This window comes from Moorena sp. SIO3B2 (assembly GCF_010692525.1).
GTDB lineage: Bacteria > Cyanobacteriota > Cyanobacteriia > Cyanobacteriales > Coleofasciculaceae > Moorena > Moorena producens.
This window is the reverse complement of sequence record NZ_JAAHHE010000116.1, coordinates 1-19,270: the sequence shown is the minus strand read 5'-3', so window position 1 is coordinate 19,270 and position 19,270 is coordinate 1. Positions and strand designations below refer to the sequence as shown.

General features: G+C 44.3%; 21 protein-coding genes and 1 pseudogene. 8 read left to right on the top strand and 14 right to left on the bottom strand.

Annotated features, from left to right (window positions below):
- Positions 1-262: 262 nt before the first annotated feature.
- Positions 263-1,141: a hypothetical protein gene (locus F6K38_RS21805; protein WP_075873597.1), complete on the bottom strand. Its 879-nt coding sequence runs from the start codon at positions 1,139-1,141 to the stop codon at positions 263-265.
- Between the two features lie 913 nt (positions 1,142-2,054).
- Here F6K38_RS21805 and F6K38_RS21800 point away from each other — a divergent pair.
- Positions 2,055-2,255 carry a hypothetical protein gene (locus F6K38_RS21800; protein ID WP_287314616.1) on the top strand — a complete coding sequence of 67 codons (201 nt, stop codon included), beginning with the start codon at positions 2,055-2,057 and terminating at the stop codon, positions 2,253-2,255.
- A 328-nt stretch (positions 2,256-2,583) separates the two neighbouring features.
- On the opposite strand, the gene F6K38_RS21795 is transcribed toward F6K38_RS21800, so the two are convergent.
- The 3 genes from F6K38_RS21795 to F6K38_RS43485 all read right to left on the bottom strand — a co-directional run bounded on the left by F6K38_RS21795 (position 2,584) and on the right by F6K38_RS43485 (position 4,984).
- A complete protein-coding gene (locus F6K38_RS21795; protein WP_287357436.1) occupies positions 2,584-3,471 on the bottom strand; it encodes a hypothetical protein in 888 nt (295 codons plus the stop codon).
- Positions 3,472-3,618: 147 nt separating this feature from the next.
- Entirely contained in the window at positions 3,619-4,314 is a 696-nt protein-coding gene (locus tag F6K38_RS21790; protein ID WP_131826914.1) for a hypothetical protein, read from the bottom strand.
- A gap of 430 nt (positions 4,315-4,744) precedes the next feature.
- The gene (locus F6K38_RS43485; protein ID WP_008183332.1) at positions 4,745-4,984 is read right to left on the bottom strand and encodes a ribbon-helix-helix protein, CopG family; all 240 of its coding nucleotides are present in this window, start codon (positions 4,982-4,984) and stop codon (positions 4,745-4,747) included.
- 265 nt (positions 4,985-5,249) lie between these two features.
- Here F6K38_RS43485 and F6K38_RS21785 point away from each other — a divergent pair, with 265 nt between their 5' ends.
- Both F6K38_RS21785 and F6K38_RS21780 read left to right on the top strand, forming a co-directional pair.
- The gene (locus F6K38_RS21785) at positions 5,250-5,480 is read left to right on the top strand and encodes a hypothetical protein (RefSeq protein WP_287251353.1); all 231 of its coding nucleotides are present in this window, start codon (positions 5,250-5,252) and stop codon (positions 5,478-5,480) included.
- Positions 5,481-5,829: 349 nt separating this feature from the next.
- A pseudogene (locus F6K38_RS21780) lies at positions 5,830-6,030 on the top strand (deoxyribodipyrimidine photo-lyase); the annotation flags it as partial.
- A 276-nt stretch (positions 6,031-6,306) separates the two neighbouring features.
- Here F6K38_RS21780 and F6K38_RS21775 read toward each other — a convergent pair.
- The 6 genes from F6K38_RS21775 to F6K38_RS21750 form a co-directional block, all read right to left on the bottom strand.
- The gene (locus F6K38_RS21775) at positions 6,307-6,654 is read right to left on the bottom strand and encodes a DUF1815 family protein (protein WP_044492888.1); all 348 of its coding nucleotides are present in this window, start codon (positions 6,652-6,654) and stop codon (positions 6,307-6,309) included.
- 323 nt (positions 6,655-6,977) lie between these two features.
- Positions 6,978-7,190 (bottom strand): DUF2839 domain-containing protein, encoded by a 213-nt coding sequence (locus F6K38_RS21770; RefSeq protein ID WP_008183321.1) that lies wholly within the window; start codon positions 7,188-7,190, stop codon positions 6,978-6,980.
- A 282-nt stretch (positions 7,191-7,472) separates the two neighbouring features.
- Positions 7,473-8,960, bottom strand: a complete 1,488-nt coding sequence (purF, locus tag F6K38_RS21765) for an amidophosphoribosyltransferase (RefSeq protein WP_008183318.1) — start codon at positions 8,958-8,960, stop codon at positions 7,473-7,475.
- A 132-nt stretch (positions 8,961-9,092) separates the two neighbouring features.
- A complete protein-coding gene (locus F6K38_RS21760) occupies positions 9,093-10,289 on the bottom strand; it encodes a beta-ketoacyl-ACP synthase (protein WP_008183315.1) in 1,197 nt (398 codons plus the stop codon).
- An 18-nt stretch (positions 10,290-10,307) separates the two neighbouring features.
- Complete coding sequence (locus F6K38_RS21755) at positions 10,308-11,069, bottom strand: peptidylprolyl isomerase (RefSeq protein ID WP_008183313.1); 762 nt, start codon at positions 11,067-11,069, stop codon at positions 10,308-10,310.
- Positions 11,070-11,174: 105 nt separating this feature from the next.
- Positions 11,175-11,741 (bottom strand): photosystem I assembly protein Ycf4, encoded by a 567-nt coding sequence (locus F6K38_RS21750; RefSeq protein WP_008183311.1) that lies wholly within the window; start codon positions 11,739-11,741, stop codon positions 11,175-11,177.
- A gap of 487 nt (positions 11,742-12,228) precedes the next feature.
- Between F6K38_RS21750 and psbD the strand changes: the two genes are divergently transcribed.
- Together psbD and psbC are read left to right on the top strand one after the other, a co-directional pair.
- Entirely contained in the window at positions 12,229-13,287 is a 1,059-nt protein-coding gene (psbD, locus tag F6K38_RS21745; RefSeq protein WP_008183309.1) for a photosystem II D2 protein (photosystem q(a) protein), read from the top strand.
- Positions 13,271-14,659: a photosystem II reaction center protein CP43 gene (gene psbC, locus F6K38_RS21740; RefSeq protein ID WP_044492884.1), complete on the top strand. Its 1,389-nt coding sequence runs from the start codon at positions 13,271-13,273 to the stop codon at positions 14,657-14,659. Before psbD ends, psbC begins: the two co-directional genes overlap by 17 nt.
- A gap of 189 nt (positions 14,660-14,848) precedes the next feature.
- Here psbC and F6K38_RS21735 read toward each other — a convergent pair whose 3' ends face one another.
- The gene (locus F6K38_RS21735; RefSeq protein ID WP_008183304.1) at positions 14,849-15,559 is read right to left on the bottom strand and encodes a lysophospholipid acyltransferase family protein; all 711 of its coding nucleotides are present in this window, start codon (positions 15,557-15,559) and stop codon (positions 14,849-14,851) included.
- Between the two features lie 218 nt (positions 15,560-15,777).
- Between F6K38_RS21735 and F6K38_RS21730 the strand changes: the two genes are divergently transcribed.
- A complete protein-coding gene (locus tag F6K38_RS21730; RefSeq protein WP_287267417.1) occupies positions 15,778-15,942 on the top strand; it encodes a hypothetical protein in 165 nt (54 codons plus the stop codon).
- Between the two features lie 208 nt (positions 15,943-16,150).
- Here F6K38_RS21730 and tadA read toward each other — a convergent pair whose 3' ends face one another.
- Positions 16,151-16,642: a tRNA adenosine(34) deaminase TadA gene (tadA, locus tag F6K38_RS21725; RefSeq protein WP_008183302.1), complete on the bottom strand. Its 492-nt coding sequence runs from the start codon at positions 16,640-16,642 to the stop codon at positions 16,151-16,153.
- A 346-nt stretch (positions 16,643-16,988) separates the two neighbouring features.
- On the bottom strand, positions 16,989-18,368 hold the full coding sequence (locus F6K38_RS21720) for an RNA-guided endonuclease InsQ/TnpB family protein (protein ID WP_008183299.1): 1,380 nt from the start codon (positions 18,366-18,368) through the stop codon (positions 16,989-16,991).
- Between the two features lie 63 nt (positions 18,369-18,431).
- Between F6K38_RS21720 and F6K38_RS21715 the strand changes: the two genes are divergently transcribed.
- Together F6K38_RS21715 and F6K38_RS21710 are read left to right on the top strand one after the other, a co-directional pair.
- On the top strand, positions 18,432-18,608 hold the full coding sequence (locus tag F6K38_RS21715) for a hypothetical protein (protein WP_008183297.1): 177 nt from the start codon (positions 18,432-18,434) through the stop codon (positions 18,606-18,608).
- Positions 18,609-18,784: 176 nt separating this feature from the next.
- Positions 18,785-19,021 carry a hypothetical protein gene (locus F6K38_RS21710; RefSeq protein ID WP_008183295.1) on the top strand — a complete coding sequence of 79 codons (237 nt, stop codon included), beginning with the start codon at positions 18,785-18,787 and terminating at the stop codon, positions 19,019-19,021.
- 60 nt (positions 19,022-19,081) lie between these two features.
- Here the strand turns inward: F6K38_RS21710 and F6K38_RS21705 are convergent.
- On the bottom strand, positions 19,082-19,270 hold a 189-nt coding region (locus F6K38_RS21705; RefSeq protein ID WP_287257076.1), incomplete at its 5' end, for a glutaredoxin domain-containing protein.

The window sequence follows — 19,270 nt, the reverse complement described above, 5'->3', positions numbered from 1 at the left end:
CGGTCTTGGGGGTTTCCCCCACTCGCTATTGCATCAAGAAGCGCAAGAGTTTGACTTCTGACAAATGACTTCTGACAAATGACTTCTGCTATACATATCAGAATCAGACATCACTTTAGCAAGAGCAGGACTTACGCAAAACTGGGCATTAAATGCGCTTATGTAGTAGGGTGCTTTATTAACGCACCCTACAGATAAAGTCACTGCCTAAGTCCTGTTATAGTTTGTCAATAACCAACAACGTTTGTGTCGGAACTCAGCTTTAGGTGAAACCGCCAGCCCAGATATATCGCCCCGGCTGGACTCGTTTCCAGCCTTTAGATTCACATCCTTTAGTTAAGGTGTTACTAATGGATTTACGGGCTACATTTTTCTTCTTAGGATCCAAACCATTAGGATAAAGCACGTCCAAAACATCTGCGGCACTCATGATCTGTGGATAGTGTTCTCTTAACACAGAAGCCACGAGCTCATATAAGGTCATATACTTTAATTGCTCTAACTTAGGTAGCGGAGAAGGCCGACGAACTTTGCTCTTGGCAGGCTTTCTCTGAGGTTTATTGGTAGCAACTAAATCGGGAAAATCTTCAAGAGAAAAGGTGTAGCAACCTGGAGAGTCAGGGATAGAGTCCCATAACCCCTGGCTCTCTCCTTTCAACAAAATGGATTTGACCAGAGAAGTTTTCGAGGCAATATCGTCTTTATCCAACTCTCCAAACAGCTCCCTGATCAGGTAATCAACTCGGAAGATCGTACCCCTGTGGGTTTCCAGGAGTCGGTCAATGGCTTCTGTAATCCTCTGCTCCTGGTAATCGAGTTGTTGTTTGAGTGCTAATGCTGACTCCTCTAATTCAGTTTCAGTGGAGAAGTCTGCGGGCAATTCAGCTACTGGCGTGGTGAGGTAGTATTTTTCCTGCTGGTTGTGGTTGCTATTTCCAGGAGGCAGGAACTTGTTGGAGTTGTTTTCTGGTAGAGCTAATGCATTTGTATTTAGCAAAGCTTTAGCATGGTTAAGCTGTTCTCTTGCAACTGTGGCAGCTTGTTCATGATACTCCACCATTTGTCGGTAGTAATCAACCAAATCTGCTAACATGTTTTGACTTTGCGATGGTAGCGATGGCTGTGATGGAACATAAGACATCTACTTTTTTCCCCCAGATTCGTTAGCGTGTTGATAGCGAAGACACTTTCTGGCTACTCCTTTGCAGCGATTTCCATACTTGGGACAACAGGTAGCATAAGTCTCCCTCTCTGCAGGGGTATTGCAGTAGTGGCAAATGAACTTGTAAACCCGTGTATGGATAGTACGCCTGTGGGCTCTTACTTTGTATTCTCGAACAAAAACTTGTTTACTGGGCATAATTGTTTATATACTTTACTCCTTAAACATTAACAATGGGTTCCTGATAAGTGAAAGGAAGCGAATTAACACTGCTTGTGTGTTCTTTTTTGAACTCTCCCTGGTGTCAAGGACGGGGGATTCTACGCAGAAGGGGATAGCGGATGAAACTAGAAGCCTCAACCATAATCTTCGATTTAGTTGTCGGTACTTCACATAACTCCCATAGCAACGGGAGTAGGAGTAGTACCTTTGACTCCAATTTGATCTAACATCCTCACACAATAACTGCAAGCTGTAAAATAGGGAACTCCCGCCAGATTCCTCTGGAAAAACGGCAGCTGATGGCATCGATTCTGATTGCCTCTGTAACCCAATGCTCACAACACTCCGCTCACAACACTCCATCGGGGCTACTCACATCTGTCCATACCAAGTCATTTCCCCTAAGTAGAAGGTCATGGTCGATAAGCTAAATGCTCATCGGTGTCTAGTTTTTGACTATTCCATATCTAATCTAGGTTTGACCTTAAGCCGTGTGCCATTCTCCCGCGTGTTAATTGAATTGTGTGATCAACAATTGCCTGTTTCGTCTCCATCGCCTTTTGTTTCACTTCCTCTGGCAGCTTCTCGCCAAATTTCCCTAAATATAGAATGTCTGGTTGCTCAAATCCCAGAGTATAGACTTTTTTTTCCTCCCTTTTGGTAATGGGTAATGAGTAATGGTCGTAGGATTACCGATTACCCCGAGCCAATCATCGGACAATCTGATGTGGCATCCCTTTTCAAGAAAGGGTATAGCGCTACGCGCAAGTCAGCAAGGTTCTTGGGTCAGAAGTCAAAGGTGCGCTTTCCGTTCTCCGTAGGAGACGCGGGGCGCGTTCGGCAAATTAAATTCGCCACGGGTCGCACCTAAAAGTAAGCGATTACTTACGTTTCGGAGTTATGGAATGTCAAACATCTTAATGGGTAGTGCTATATCAGAACCTGCCCAACCTCTGGCTGCCCCTTGCCTGTTCCCTCAGAGCATATAACCCTCTTCGGTTTCGCGTCCTACTGCACACCGGAGCCGCGCTTCGCGTCTATGGGTCGCAAGCGGTTTATCAAAAAATGGCTAAACTGTTAGGCATTTTTAATGCCTAACAGCTTACCATACTAGGATTCATATCCACGCTTAATGCTGATAGATTAATGCTTATTTTAAAGACTTTATTTTCGTCAATAACTCGGTTTTTATTATAGTTTTATTTGGCAGTTTTATCCCCGTCATTAATACTTTTTTTGTTTTGAATACATTTAGGGTTAGGGGAAAATAACCGCTCTAATTTTTTTTTCAATAATTGGTTAATTTCCTGGATACTTTTTGTGGTTTTATTTGCTTCTATTTTGGGATATTTAAGTTTATTTTTGTCGAGTTTTATTACCAATTCTAAAGCTTCTTGGTGTTGATTAATTTCTTCTACAACTATTTTTCGTTCCTGTTCAGCCTTTGTTGTTGCTGCTTGATTCTCTTCTCTTAACTTAAGTTGTTCATTATCCTTATACAAGGGGGTAGGGTTAATCCCATATACCATTAGGATTTGAAGATTTTTTCTGGCGGCCATGAATTTTTTGCTAGCGGCTACTATGCCTCTACTTAGACAAAGGGAAGCTGTGGAAAAAATTATGGCTACAACAAAAGCAATAACCGGTATTAACTGATCTACTGCTCCGGATTCGTTGCTGACTAATACGGCTTGGAAATTCAAAAATATATCTCCTAAGAGCACCAGCCAAATTATAGATAATCCATTAGTTAATGGTAAAGGTATCTTAATTTTTTTGCTAATAATTCCAGACCCATCTACTATGGAGGTTATGGGTAAAGCACCTGTTACCAATAAACTGAGTAAATTCTTAGTCTCAATTCCAAATATTTTATCACCCTTTGACAGAGCAAGTCTTTCCCCAAACGAGTAATCTAATAGAGCCAACTGTCCAAAACTAGAAATTATTAAAAGTGCTAACAATATCAAAATTATTAAGACTTGAAGTCTTTTTTCTCTGCGATACCAATCTTCAAGCTTTTCACGATCTTCCGGCTTTTCAATATAGTTTTCAGACTTGGTAGTTGCTGGTTCAAATTCAGTCATATCTCATCACATCAGTTGATTAAGTAGAGTAGTGTCTACTAGGGTCTGGTTAGTTTACTCTTTTCCGGTGAAGCATTTGGAGCCTATACCTTTGGTTTTACCTATAATTTGTCGTCCAAATCCCCAAACTCATACTAGTACTAAACGTTATAATTTTTTTAAATCCTCCGGTATTTCGCAATAGTTATACTCTGAACTAGGAGTATATTTTTTGAGGTATTCTCCATCCAGTATTGACTCAAAATAATTATTAAGATGTATTCCTCCAATATCATCTATCTGGTTTAATTCTTTTTGAATTTCATGTTTAACAGTTTTCCCATCACGAAATGCATTACTGGCTTGACTGCTTCTCCTCTCCTTTTGTCTTAATATTTCTTTTAAATTGGGATAATTTTTGAGTTTTAAATAATAAATTCCTTCAAATAAGTCCCAGGTGTAAACTTGAAGGTTAACATTGGTTTGAGCATCTTTGATTTCAAAGGGCAAAGAAACTATGAAAATAACACTTTTAATTTTAGGGTCACGAATTTGGAGATTTCTCTCCAGACTTAAATTTAAAACTTGTTGCTCATCTTCCCTAGACCATTTCCAAGCTAAGCAACTAGCTTTTTTATAAACCCATCCGTCCTTATGGTTATCAATACGTCTGATATAAAAACTTTTAGGTTGATGAGAAAATGTTAATAAGGTTACAATATTGGGAGTATATCTATGATTCAGTAAACTATTGGTATCTGGAATTTCTTGTATTGAGTTTACAGGAATTCTTAAGACAAGCTTTTGAGGTGAGCATTCTTGATTGCCAAAAATCTCGTTATAGATAGGCTCATTAGACTGCACACTTATACTTCGAGCTTCTTGAGTTTGAATGTGACAGGGACTAATTTGAGGGGTACAGGAGTGTAGCCCGATACTATTCAAGATAAGAGTGACAAGAATTCCTAGATAGCGGTGCGACCCCGGCGAGGTTCCCTCGCCATGGGAACGCGCACCAAGACATCGGAAGAGTTTATTCATGGAAAACTGTATCATGAAATGACTTGAAAGATGCTGTACGCTAGCACTTTCCAGTTGAGCGTTCATGCCTACAGGATTACCTAAGGAATCTTTTGCCGACCTGGGACGATCTATGATGGAAAGGATATGCGATCGCGTTAGATGCATCTCACTAATGATCTTCTAAGGTCACCGCAGACTTCCGGATTGTTGGCAAAATTAGCATTAAGTCGTTTGTGCAACTCCTCTAATAGCCGTTCGAGCTCCTTAATATCTACTTCCGCTTCTGCCGTGGGATTCCAACCTGATTGGATCTCTGAGTCAAAAATACCCTAGGTGCGCTCTTACCATTAAGAATTAAATTCCCTATAGGTGTGCGCCTCCAGCATTTGTGTCTGGCAACCAGACTAGGATTGTCTTGACTTCTAGCAAACTGCTCTACCAACTCGCTGCGACTGCTCTTCAACCTCTTGGCCAATTTGTCTAGTTTCTTAATGCTGCTTGGCGTTAGCATGTTTGTTAACTCGGATTTTATATTCTCCTTGTTTTGTCTGTGTGCTTCTCATTGCTTGGGCTCATCGCCTACACACCAAAGTTAGATCAGAAGCTTATTTTAAGCATAGACACTTGATAACTTAATGAACATAATTACACACATGTATTGGAATTAAGTCTGTGGAATTAAGTCTGTAAATCGCCCATCACTGTGTTGGATCAAGATGGGACTACAAAACTTTCTTTTCTTAGAATACAACAAGCAATTAATTAGGAGTGCATCAATGAGCTATAAAGATGAACTATTTCCTTGGCGCATCATCCGCCATCTGCCTAAATGCCAGGGAATCGTTGTCCCTCGCTTTCGCCGCCGAAATCAAGCAGAAGCCCATCTACAAGCACTGCGCTGCTTAATACCTGATGCTCGATTCACCTTCATGTTCGACATCACACTAGATGACATTGTGCCAGCGATCGCTATGACAAAGCACCTATCTCAACCAAATCATCAATAAAACCAAATTCTTGGCTCTAATCACTGTTTTATTTCGCCGCATCAAAGCGCCTAAGAAGTTTCCCATTACTAAGCGCCAAATTGCCATACTTACCGACATTCCTGAATCATGGATTCTCAAAATCTAGCTCTGGTCTGATGTTCTGTTTGTCGATGGCCTTTAGGCCACGCTACGCGAACGCCGAGACACAGTAGAGCAATTGATCCGTAAGGGTGACGCTGGTAAAGTGGAAAAATGCACTACTAGCGCACAGCTACAGCAGTTGCAGCATGCCATCCAATCGGACTACAAAAATCTGCAACTTCAAAAAGCACCCCTAACCATCAGATGACATAAGGACTACGGCCTAATGGCATTTTCGTGCTTTCGTGGATCTTGGCAAAATCAAACAGAACCGACCTCAGCCACTGTGAATCAAAAACTTATCCTGATCTGGTATCGCAACGATTTACGGATCCATGACCATGAACCACTCTATCAAGCTGTCCAGGAAAAAGCTCAAATTATCCCCCTGTACTGCTTTGATGACAGACAATTTGGTACTACCTCTTAGCCGTCGGTCTTAACCTTTGGTAAAGCACTCTATGGGCTTTTGCTTTGGATGAAGTATTTCAAGTTGAGTGTTGAGAGTTAACAGTTAACCTTCAACACTCAATTAGCCAGCCACCAATTAGCCAGCCATCAATTTTTCCCTTTCGCTGTTGATGTTGATCAAAACACAGATGGACAGGATTATATGGATAAAACTGTGCTATCTATCTGTATTTAGGAATCTGTGTTTACCAATCCTGGTTGGATTCCTGTTTTGCCTTACTCAGTTCTAAGGTCACGGCACTGGTAACTTAAGGGCAGGGTGAGATTCTGAAGGACGAATTCGGTATTTAACCAGATTGGCGAGATCTTGTAGTTGACCAATTGCTTCAGCACCTTCCAACTTCATCAGCTCTCGGTCATCGCGCATTTCAGTCCAAGTGATCCCGTAATCTGAAACCAAAAATCGAATCAGGTGATTGTCCCCCAAGCTAACCATAAACGATGCGCTATTCATCTGCCCACCACAGGTGTAGCAGGAGGCTAAATAGCCTTGGTTTTCTAGTACAATTGCCAACGCCTGTAGATTCATTACTAAATCTCGGACAAATTGACGGTGCTCCTCTGCAAGTCGTATAAACACTTCTGTTCTCCAAACACCACTCCTAGATTTTAGAGCTTCTATTCTTTCTTAAAAATTTAATCTTCATGTTTCAAGATAAATCAGGATAAAATTGGGGGATTTTTCTAAGAAATAGACTCTTGTCAATCTTTTCCTTAATCTCTTGCCTTGTTCTATCCCAAAATTAACCTGTCGGTCAAGGCAAATTGGCTCCCTTGTCATAATTTTCATGAGTCAAGGGATATACATTAGTAGTTTCTATATGTTTATGGAAATTCTTTAACTAACCTAACTACCGGTTCAAGCACAACCGATAGTTCCGTGTTATTAGCGAGCCTTAGATGTTAATTTACTTGCCACCAACCAAATGCCGGTCCTATAAATCTCACCGTTAGCCAGAATACAATCATAAAGACAATACCAGCCCAAGCTCCCCTAGTCGTCCATTTAACAAACTGCTCACCCTGACTTTTAGTTATCGGGAGCCATGGAAATATGTTGGCTTCTTTCCCGTAGTCTTCTCCCAGTGCTGCTTTCCGGCGTTTTGCTTCACCCATAATCGTTTTTAATCACTCAGTGATAATAATAACCACTCAGTGATAATAATAACCTATGTATTGAACAATGGTGGGCATTAGCAGAGCTCGTGTAGAATTTCTTAACTTTAGGGGATGATCAGCCTTGGCAACCTCAATAAATTTACTAAGCCGCCAACAGTATCATCAAGGCTGCCCTTATCCCCCCAAAGATCGGGGGGCAGGAAAAAGGCAAAGGGATCGGGAGAATTTATTCACCCTGTTATGGGTGTGGTGCCACCTTTTACCTTTTTTCTTTTACCTTCAAACCTGTACCTCTTCCAGCATCAATTTAGAACGCTTGAGTTCTTCTGAAAGGGGAACAGGGTAATGACCTGTGAAACAAGCAGAGCAGAAACTCTTGGAGTCTTTCCTTGTGGCTAGCATCATTCCCTCCCAACTCAGATAAGCGAGGGAATCCACACCAATATAATTGGCTATTTCTGCTACTGACTTGGTGGCGGCAATCAGTTGCTCTTGGTTATCGGTGTCTATTCCAAAGAAGCAAGGATGAGTGACTGGGGGCGAGGAGACTCGCATATGTACTTCAGCTACACCTGCATCACGCAAAGCTTTGATAAGTTTGCTGCTGGTGTTTCCTCGAACAATGGAGTCATCTACTAGTACCACTCGTTTACCAACTAAGACATCTTTGAGGGGATTAAGTTTCATTCGGATGCCAGTTTCTCGCATACTCTGAGTGGGTTGGATAAAGGTGCGACCTACATAGCGATTTTTAATCAGTCCCTCTCCGTAAGGAATACCGGACTCTCGGGAAAAGCCGATAGCTGCCGGGACACCGGAATCGGGTACAGCAATCACCATGTCCGCATCTGGTGTTGACTCTTTTGCCAGCTGACGCCCTAGGCGTAACCGATAGCTAAACACAGTTTGATCATCCATGATGCTATCAGGGCGAGCAAAGTAAATCATCTCAAAGATACAAACTTTGCGCTCTGGCTTTTGACTCCAGTCGAAGGAAGCAATGCCTTCGTCATTAATCCAGACTAATTCTCCCGGTTCCACATCCCGCAGATAGTCAGCACCGATAATATCTAAACCACAGGTTTCTGATGCCAGGACGTAGCCCCCAGAATTGCCACCTAAGGTGCCAATCACTAGAGGGCGAATGCCATTGGGGTCACGAACACCCATTAATCCATCCGGTGTGCCAATCACTAAACTAAACGCTCCTTGGCAAGATTGAAAGGCACTCATTGCTGCCTCCAACCACCCTTTGCCATGGTTAACCTCTGCAGCGATCCCTAGGGCGATTAGTTCTGAATCGGTAGTGGTCATCAAGTTAGAGTTATGCTTGAGTAAATCATCACGTAATTGGATAGTGTTGACCAAGTTACCGTTATGAGCCAAAGCCAACGGTCCTAAGGGAGTTTCCACCACGGCTGGTTGAGCATTGGCGATATGGCTAGAACCAGTGGTAGAATAGCGGTTATGACCAACGGCAATCTGACCAGGTAGCTGATCCAAAATTTCTTCATTAAAGACCTGGGAGACTAGCCCCATATCTTTGTAGACATGGAGCTGCTTGTCATCAAAGGTAGCAATCCCTGATGATTCCTGACCTCGGTGCTGTAGGGCAAATAGACCAAAGTAAGTCAGCTTAGCGACATCTTGCTCTGGTGCATAGATACCAAAGACTCCGCAAGCTTCCTCTGGCTTGTCCAAGTGCTGGGGATAGTCATCCTTGGACTGATCACAATATTGGTCAGAGGAAAGGGATTGGTTGGACATCATAACTATTATGGGTTGCTCCTAATTGCGGCATGAAGTCGATTTAACCTAAATCCCAAGGGGATTGGTTTTGTATATTTAATTAAACTTAATGTTTCCTTAACGATATCACCTATACGATATTATTGTGGGTTAATGTCGGCAATTCCTGGGTATTCCTAAAGCGGTTACTGCATTTTGCCCCCCGAAACCAAAGCTAAAACATAGTGCCTGCCTGACTTGGCACTGACGCGCTATAGTTACGAAATCCAAATCCCATTCCGGTTCCCTCAACCCAATACAAGGGGGTAAGGTTTGGTGTTTTAAAGCGATTAGACACAAAGCAGTACCAATGGCTCCAGAAGCACCAAGAGTGTGACCGGTGGCTCCTTTGGTAGAACTGATTGCCACCCCTTGGGGAAATAGCTGCTGAATCAGCTCCGCTTCATTCTGGTCATTAAGTTTGGTTCCGGTACCGTGGGTATGGATATAATCAATATTTTTAGGAAATAGGTGGCTGCGGTCTAGACATTGTTTGATAGCTGCGATCGCACTCTGTCGATTTGGGTTAGGTTTACTGACATGATAAGCGTCCGAGGTTAAGCCAAACCCCAGTAATTTTCCATAGATAGGGGCGGCTCGACGACGAGCCAAATCCTCTGACTCCAATACCAAGACAGAACCTCCCTCTGCCAACACCAAGCCTTGACGTTGCTTGTCAAAGGGGTAAGCACCAGTTTTTGCTAGAGCCCCCATTTTAGTAAATCCGGCTAGGGTTAGAGGAGTAATTGGTGCTTCTACAGCACCAGCAATGACTCGTTGGCATTGACCAGTTTGAATCAATTCAAATCCTTGAGCGATCGCCCAAATTCCTGTTGCACAAGCTGCCATTGGTGCTAGGACTGGCCCAAAGGAACCGATGTAATGGGCAGCAGCAATAGCTGGTTGATGGGGTAGAGTATCTAACCAATGCTCTAGAGTTAAGGTCTCATTTAAGATATCGAATCGCTTATACTCTGGTTCGGTGTCGAGTTTGCTCTGACTAGTCATCTGTTCCTGGGCTAGTTGCTCCCAAGCCGCCTGACAGCTACGACTGGAACCAATCACCACACCACAATCCTTGAGAGGGATGGTTAATTTAGCATCTTCAAGAGCATCTGCTACAACCTGGTAGGTCAGCTGTTCAATAGAAGCTGGTGTCTTACCAATCATAGCCAACGGTAGAGGTGATAAATTGGCGAAGGGTTGATACCAGCTAATAGCTGACTCACCGTTTAGCAAATGCTGCCAACTGGGTTTGAGGTTGCCTAAAGCAGATACTAATCCAATCCCAGTAACGCATACCTGCACGGATTCGTTGAAAGATCGTTATTCTTTATCTTCAGCTTTCTTCAGGTTTTCGATGCCTTGAATGACCTTGACTGATTCAATGCGATCGCCTTGCTGAATTTTGTTTACCACATCCATACCTTTAGTGACATAGCCAAATACAGCATAGTCCCCATCCAAGAAAGGCAGTTCTGCTAGGGCAAAGTAAAACTGTGAAGAGGCTGAGTCTGGCATTTGGGAACGAGCCATGGCAACAGCACCACGAGTATGAGTCAACTGAGGATCACTATTAATTCCGGCTACCTTAAAGGTTTTTCTGTATATCGGTTCCTCTGCCCCCTTCGGCTTAATTTCTAGTGGGATGTAGCGAGTTTCCTTCGTTTGTGGATCTATGAACCCCCCTGTGCCCAGAAGCTCTACTGGGAATTTTGGATTTTTTCCTTGGGGATCACCACCTTGGACAACAAATGGTTGAGGTTCCCTTACCACTCGGTGAAACACTAGTCCGTCATAAACACCCTTTTGAACCAGATCCACAAAGTTGCCAGCTGTAATCGGGGCATTGGTTCCATCCACTTCAATAGTAATCGGTGAGCCTTTTACCCTCAGCTCAACAGTAGCTTTGTTGTCTAGTCGGGGTAAATTGCTGAATTGGGGATTGCTGGTGGTTTCAGCAGGAGTAGGGTTGTTTTGGGGAGTTGATGATTCCGTTGAGTTTGCCATTGGGTTGCTGCATCCTGCTATTACCAGACCTAACACTACTAAAATCACCGATAGCCAGCGCCGGATATTTATTCTCATTATCTTGTTAACTTTCTAGGTTTCTGTAGCCTATACTACTGAATTATTTAAGAAGCTTTATTTAAGCAGGAAGCAACTTGATGGGGGAGTGTGCCACCTAGGAATTTACAACCCTTCCAAGGGAACTCCTAAGAAACGAGCCAGCTCTGCTCCCTGATTTTCTAATTCCGAAAGGGAGATGGGTTGACCGACACGAGTCAGAGGAACTTCCCGACGATCCTTAGTGCGCACGTAGAGGACTCGGCGTGGATTTAGACCCTCTTTGATGTCTACTCGAATCGACTGGACATCTTCTGTACGGCAACTGAATTCGACTTCACGGTTTTTACCGGGAAAGCCAGACCGCACTACTCTGACCATACCTGTTTCTTGGTTAAATTCATTGTAGCCTCCGCCGATATCCCAATAAATGGTTAGCCATAGGTAGAGAGATAGCAACAGCGCAGCAACGCCATAGAAACCCATTGCTACTCCCTGAGGGATAAAAATTAGGTTGGTTGCATCTCCAATCGGGAGTAGATCCATGTTGAGATAACTCGAAAGCCCTGCCAGGAAAAAGCCTATACCTCCTATAGATACAGCTCCTGCCACTAAATAGTTGCTCAAACGGCGAGAGCCAAGAACCGATTGTCGAAGTACCAGGTTTTCCAGTTGGTTGGTGGATGCTGCCATGAGAAGATGTGGTTGCCTCTATGAAATCTGACTTGACAATAGTGCTGAGGACCGAGAGTAAATCAGTAAGTTATGGATACTCCAGCGAGCTCATCTAGAACTTGTATCACATTTTTGACCAAGACAGGGAAATTATGTAACTTTTGACACCAAATCTCAAAAAAATCTGAGGAGTATGTGTAATTTTGTAAAATTTTTGGTATTTATTATTATTGTATGTAACGTTTGTAACCCAACTCTCCTTATGGGAGAATCAAGTCAAGGGTTTAACTGCGTGATAGTTTAAGAAACATTAAGTGACCACAGCCTAACCTGATAGCCTGTGGGATCCCGTTAAAAGACCATCCTGTAAGAGGAAAGTGACTCTTGCCTCACTGAAATCTAAGGGAAATCCACCTCTAAAAGGGTGGAAGTGTCGCTAAAAAGACGTAAAAGCGTCCCAATTTTGAATCCTTGCAAATCGTTATATGTATGAGGATTTGAATCTATGACAGTAGCAGTAGGACGCGCCCCCAGCACCAGAGGATGGTTTGACATCCTCGATGACTGGCTCAAGCGCGATCGCTTTGTATTCGTCGGCTGGTCCGGCATTCTGTTGTTCCCCTGTGCCTACATGGCGTTAGGGGGCTGGCTAACTGGTACCACCTTTGTAACCTCTTGGTACACCCACGGCTTAGCATCTTCTTACCTAGAAGGTTGTAACTTCCTGACCGTAGCAGTGTCCTCTCCTCCCAACAGTCTGGGACATTCCCTACTGCTGTTGTGGGGACCAGAAGCCCAAGGAGACTTGACTCGCTGGTTCCAACTAGGAGGGTTGTGGAGCTTCGTAGCATTCCACGGAGCATTTGGTCTGATTGGGTTCATGCTGCGGCAATTTGAAATTGCTCGTCTAGTAGGCATTAGACCCTACAACGCGATCGCATTCAGTGCGCCGATTGCAGTATTTGTCAGCGTGTTCCTGATGTACCCGTTGGGACAGTCCAGCTGGTTCTTTGCTCCTAGCTTCGGAGTAGCGGGTATCTTCCGTTTCATCCTGTTCCTGCAAGGCTTCCACAACTGGACACTGAATCCCTTCCACATGATGGGCGTAGCTGGGGTACTCGGTGGTGCTCTGCTGTGTGCCATTCATGGGGCAACGGTGGAAAATACCCTGTTCCAGGATGGTGACAAAGCCAATACCTTCCGGGCGTTCAACCCGACCCAAGCGGAAGAGACCTACTCAATGGTCACCGCTAACCGGTTCTGGTCTCAAATCTTCGGCATTGCCTTCTCCAACAAGCGCTGGCTGCATTTCTTTATGCTGTTTGTGCCAGTAACTGGCTTGTGGATGAGTGCAGTAGGAATTGTAGGTTTAGCATTGAACCTGCGAGCCTATGACTTCGTGTCCCAGGAAATCCGGGCAGCAGAAGATCCAGAATTTGAGACGTTCTATACTAAGAACATTTTGCTAAATGAGGGTCTCCGGGCTTGGATGGCTCCGGCAGACCAACCTCACCAAAACTTTGAGTTCCCTGAGGAGGTACTACCGCGTGGTAACGCTCTCTAATAATGTTGGTATGGTTGCGGGCAATCGTGACCAAGAATCTTCCGGTTTCGCCTGGTGGTCTGGTAATGCCCGTCTGATCAACCTCTCTGGTAAGTTGCTGGGAGCTCATGTTTCCCATGCTGGCCTGATCGTTTTCTGGGCTGGCGCAATGACCCTATTTGAGGTTGCTCACTACATTCCCGAAAAGCCTGTGTTCGAGCAAGGATTAATTCTAATCCCTCACATGGCTACTTTGGGTTGGGGTGTTGGTCCTGGTGGCGAAATTGTTGACACTTTCCCCTACTTTGTTATTGGTGTCCTACACCTGATTTCTTCTGCCGTATTGGGCTTCGGCGGTATTTATCACGCCGTTCGTGGTCCTGAAGCCTTAGAAAATTATTCTAACTTCTTTGGTTACGACTGGAAGGACAAGAACAAGATGACTAGTATCATCGGGTTCCACCTGATCATTTTAGGATTGGGTGCCTTCTTGCTGGTGATCAAGGCCATGTTCGTCGGCGGTGTTTATGACTCTTGGGCACCCGGTGGTGGTGCGGTTCGTTTGATCACCAACCCAACCCTGAACCCCGGTGTGATCTTCGGCTACTTAGTCGATGCTCCCTTCGGTGGAGAAGGTTGGATTATTGGTGTCGCCAACATGGAAGACATCATTGGCGGTCATATCTGGATTGGTCTGATCTGCATCTTTGGTGGTGTATTCCACATTCTGACTAAACCCTTCGGCTGGGCTCGTCGTGCCTTTGTCTGGTCTGGAGAAGCTTACCTCTCCTACAGCTTAGGTGCCTTGTCCATGATGGGCTTCATTTGCTCTTGCTACGTGTGGTTCAACAACACCGCTTATCCTAGCGAGTTCTATGGCCCTACTAATGCTGAAGCGTCTCAAGCTCAGTCTTTCGTGTTTTTAGCCCGTGACCAACGCCTAGGTGCTAACATTGCGTCTTCCCAAGGGCCTACTGGTCTGGGTAAATACCTGATGCGCTCTCCTACTGGTGAAATCATCTTCGGTGGTGAAACCATGCGCTTCTGGGACTTCCAAGGTCCGTGGTTGGAGCCTCTACGGGGTCCCAATGGTCTGGATGTTAACAAGCTCAGAAATGACATTCAGCCTTGGCAGCTACGTCGTGCTGCTGAGTACATGACCCATGCTCCTAACGGTTCCATCAACTCTGTAGGTGGCATTATTACTGAGGCAAATTCCTTCAACTATGTCAACCCTCGTGCTTGGTTGGCTAGTTTCCACTTTGTAATGGCCTTCTTCTTCCTAGTTGGTCACCTCTGGCACGCTGGTCGCGCACGGGCTGCTGCGGCTGGATTCGAGAAAGGTATTGACCGTGACACTGAGGCAGTACTTGAAATGCCTGACCTTGACTAGGTGATGGGATTGAGTTAATAACTCAATGGTAAATCACACTAAGTAAAGTCTAATTAATGGCTAATTAATGGCTAACTAAAAGCTAAGTGATTTTTAAGGCTCCTGTACTTTACAGGAGCTTTTCTTTGGAACAGTTTTCTCCATATAGCACTACGCATTGAGATGTTTGACATTGCTAAACTCCGAAACTTAGTCTAAGCTGACTTCTGACTTCTGACTTCTGACTTCTGACTTGCGCGTAGCGCTATAACTCCTGTCTAAGTTAGTCATGGCTGTATATAGGTCATGGGTAAGCTGTGCAGCTCCTTTTTTAACTGACTTGGTAGAATAATCTCCTACACTAATCGCAGATCCAACAGTCACTTTGACGTCACAACCCCATTTAGGAATAGGCTGGCTATAATTAAGAGCAATCGGTACAATATTGAGACCAATACCAGGGTGAGATGATTCTACCTGCAAGGCAATACGAGCCATACCAGGTTTTAAGGGGTTTACTTCACCATTACGGAAAATATTGCCTTCAGGAAACATTACCAGTACTTCGCCATTGCTCAGGAGTTCGACAGTGTGACGGATACTGCTAATTCCTCCACGTCCAGTATCTACGGGGAACCCTCCTAGACGACGGATAAACCAACCCTGTATGCCATAGATTTCATTGGCTGAGACCATATACCGCAAGTCACGTCCGGTTACAGGTTTGCCAACGGCGTAAGGAACCATTAACGCATCCCAACGAGAGCGATGGGTGGGAGCTAAAATAACAGGACCTGTTTTAGGAACGTTCTCTTGCCCTGTTACGGTAAGTTGACCAAAATGAAACGGAATAACAACACGCCGTGCTAAGGGATAGATAATGTTAGTTAACCCGTGGCAAATACCAGAATCTACAGACATGGTTTTGATGGCGTTACCGTGATCGTTACCATAATCAGAAGTATGTTTTAGCGTTGTTGTCATTGCTCAATCCTACTTACTGCAAGTAGAGCTAAACTATCAATGATCAAGGGTTTGTCCTAAATCCTTAACCTTCAGTTCTACTGTATGTGGTTTCGATCTCAATATCTGACACTCACAGGACACTTCTTGTGGTGTCATGCCCTGATCTGTTCCCTATGGATACTGAAGCTATTAATGGCGTGGCTGAAGGTAAGCATATGCGCTACTTGAGGTGCTGCTTGAGGTGCCGTCAGCCGTCAGCCGTCAGCCGTCAGCCGTCAGCCGTCAGCCGTGGGCTTTTGGCCCACGCTGCGCGAACAGCTTTGTGCCATAGACTTTGACGCTGTGACTTTACTCAGATTATTAAACTAAGGCTTACCTGTTTTCTGGATGCAGTTGCTCATGGGGGAAACCCCCGTGAGCAACTGCATCGCTTATTCAAAAGCTATTGGGTGTAGCTTGCCCAAGCGCCCATAAACTGATAGCTGATAGCTGATAGCTGATAGCTGATAGCTGATAGCTGATAGCTGATAGCTGATAGCTGATAGCTTACGGTCTTTTGCGTCGCTCGGCAAACCAAGATTGCAACTGTTCCCGACAAACGGATTCCATAATTCCCCCTAAAACTGGCAACCGATGATTAGAACAAGCACTATCAGGAAGATTAGCAACGGTGCGAATGCTGCCAGTTTTAGGATCGTCTACACCATAAACCAGAAGACCGAGTCGTGCTAGGATAATCGCTCCGGCACACATGGGACAAGGTTCCAAAGTAACGTAGAGAGTGCAGTGATTAAGATGCCAACTTTGCAGCTGTTGACCAGCAGCACGGAGTGCCAGGATTTCCGCATGAGCAGTGGGGTCTTTGTCCCGCTCTCGGCGATTCTCTCCTGTAGCAATTAACTTACCTTCATTATCTACAATCACCGCACCCACTGGTACCTCACCCGCTTCACCAGCTTTCTGGGCAATTTCTATGGCAACAGTCATCCATTTGCGATGGATGAGATAGGAGTTATCAATCGGGTTAGGTACTTCCATTCTGGGGAGTAGGGAGCAGGGAGCAGGGAGTAGGGAGCAGGGAGCAGGGAAGAGAGGGAAGCGTGGGGAAATAGGGGTATAAGGATTAATTGGTAATTGCTATTTTAAATTTTCAATTGTTAATTTCAATACCTAACTTTGGGGTTTATAGTAATTAATCTAAGTTATAGATTTTATAATATTAATCAAGACTGGTTCCACCAATAGCGCCACCTTTATCAAGCACATAAGCGATCGCATTATGAAGGTCTGTGCCCTGGAAATTCTCAACGTAGTCGCACTGGTTACCACCAGTAAAGAATAATACTTCAGCTTGAACTCTCCACGGGTTGAAACCACATGGATTCTAAGCGGATGTTGCTTCGCGGGTTAAAACCACGCTTGGTGCGCTTTCCATAGGCGAATTAAATTCGCCATGGGTCGCACCTCTGCGCAACGCTTCACGATACGATCTAGATAGAGAGTCCAGCTTGTATCGTTGTGGCAGGTTCAAAACTGCCCTTCCGACCTCGGCCAGAGAAAACTCTAGCTGTGTCGATACTTTGCGAAGAATGTTGGCTGCTCCGTTGCAGTCAGCATTTATCAATTCGCCCTTTCCAGACTTGTAAAGCCCACGTCTAACTCTTCTCCCACTTTCTTTCCACCCCAAGCCCGAAGGGCACGCTTCGCGAACGGGTTTTCCACCAAGTGTAGGCAAAAAATCACGGTCTAAAAAGCTAGCCTTGCTGGTGTAACTTTCTTCAGTCTCAACGAATTTGATACCGTACTCAATACATAGCTGTTCTATCCGACTTTTTAATTTAGCAGTAGGTATCTGAACAAACTGCTGATTATTCTTTTTTCCAATATTGATGCTGTCTTTGTTGCGCTTGTTCCAACCAAATACGACTGTACTAACGTTATTCCTTAAGCACCAGTTAACTATGAATCTAGCGGCTTTATTTACGTTGTCTCGCATTTGTCGATTTCGCTTTTCAATCAAAAAAGCTAGATGTTCGTCCCAGTAGTCTCTACTTTTACCCTTTTTGATAGCACCTACACGCTTGTTGTACCACTGGTTTTGAGACTTAACTTTTCTTCCATCTAATATAAACGACTTACCTGTAGTAGACACGCAGGTTAACCAGTTATTTAAACCAGGATCAATCCCTAAGACTTCACCTGTTTGAGTAACTGCTTCAGGAGCTGTTCTCTCATAGACGAACTCTAGATACAAGCACCCGTTTCTTGGTACAAATCGATACTCTTTTATCGCTTTGTAGTCAATATTGGAAGGCATAGGTAGAAGGAAATGGTCTATCCCAAACCATGCTTTAATCTGTTTTCCTAGAGTAAACTTAAGCTGACCCTTTATCAGCTTCACCCATCTAGCCGGATAGCTAACAACAGCCAATCCCCCCTTTTTTCTATAATTAGGAACTCTAGGCTTGTTTGCTAGCTGACCTTTCTTATATAGCTTGTTTAAGGCTTTGTAAGACTTAAAGGATTCTATTACTCCGTGTAGTGTCTGCTGAGCACAAGCTGACCTCATTGCCTTGAAGTGATGATTTGTCTTCATTATCTTATCCAGATCGGCATTTGTAAGATACCTTCCAGCTTTGAACAACAATTGACGGCAGTAATAAATCCCGCAGTTAGTTAACTTGTTAGCTTCTGAACAGATAAACTCGATAATTGCTCTATTATCAGGTGTCGTAGTTATTAAATGTTGTTGACAACCATACATATTGCATCGACCTTTTGCTGTGCTAATTTAATTATATACTACCGTAATGAATGGGTCAAACATATGCCAGAAAAAAAGAGAAGAGTCGGGAGACCAAGTATCTATGAGGAAAGCAAAAAGACTTACAGTGTTAAGGTTACAAAAATAGCTTGGGGAAATATTAAAAATATGGCAGAGTCTTCTGGCTTGAGCTTGTCTGAGTTCATGGAGTACCTAGGAAGGAATGGAAAACTACCTTAAACACGATAGCCGGGATAAATCCCGGCACGCTCCACGCCCACCCAATAAATTAGGTGGCTAACTCTCGCTTGTTACTTTCCTGTTTCACTATCTTGATTCACCCTGAAAGCTTAACCACTCAACCTTAACCCTGCAACCAACTAACCTTCAACCAATTAACTTTCAACTGTATCCGATTGTTACTGTTTGACCCGGTGGGTGGAACGGGCATCTTGCCCGTTTCCTGCCTCGGACAGGCTTTCCCAAAACTGGCAAAGAGGTGGAAAATCAGGGCCAGCCTTTTGGTGGTGCGTTACGGGGCAGACTATCTCAACCCTGGCTACGAGGCGAAAAATAAGGGCAAGTCCGCCCCTAACACACCCTACGCCTTCAACCTTCAACCTACTGAATGCTTACTAACCCTTCAACCTTAACCCTCCAACCAACTAACCTCCAACCTTCAACTTTCAACCAACTAACCTTCAACCTAAAAATTAGCCCGCTGCCTGAGTTAACAAAGACTCCAATTGTCCCTTACCGTCTAAATCATACAACTCATCGCAACCGCCAATGTGTTGGTTATTGATAAAAATTTGGGGTACCGTTCGACCTCCGTTGGCTCGTTCCGCCATCTGGTTTCTGGCATTGTCGTCCCCATCGATTTTATACTCGGTGTAGTCAAC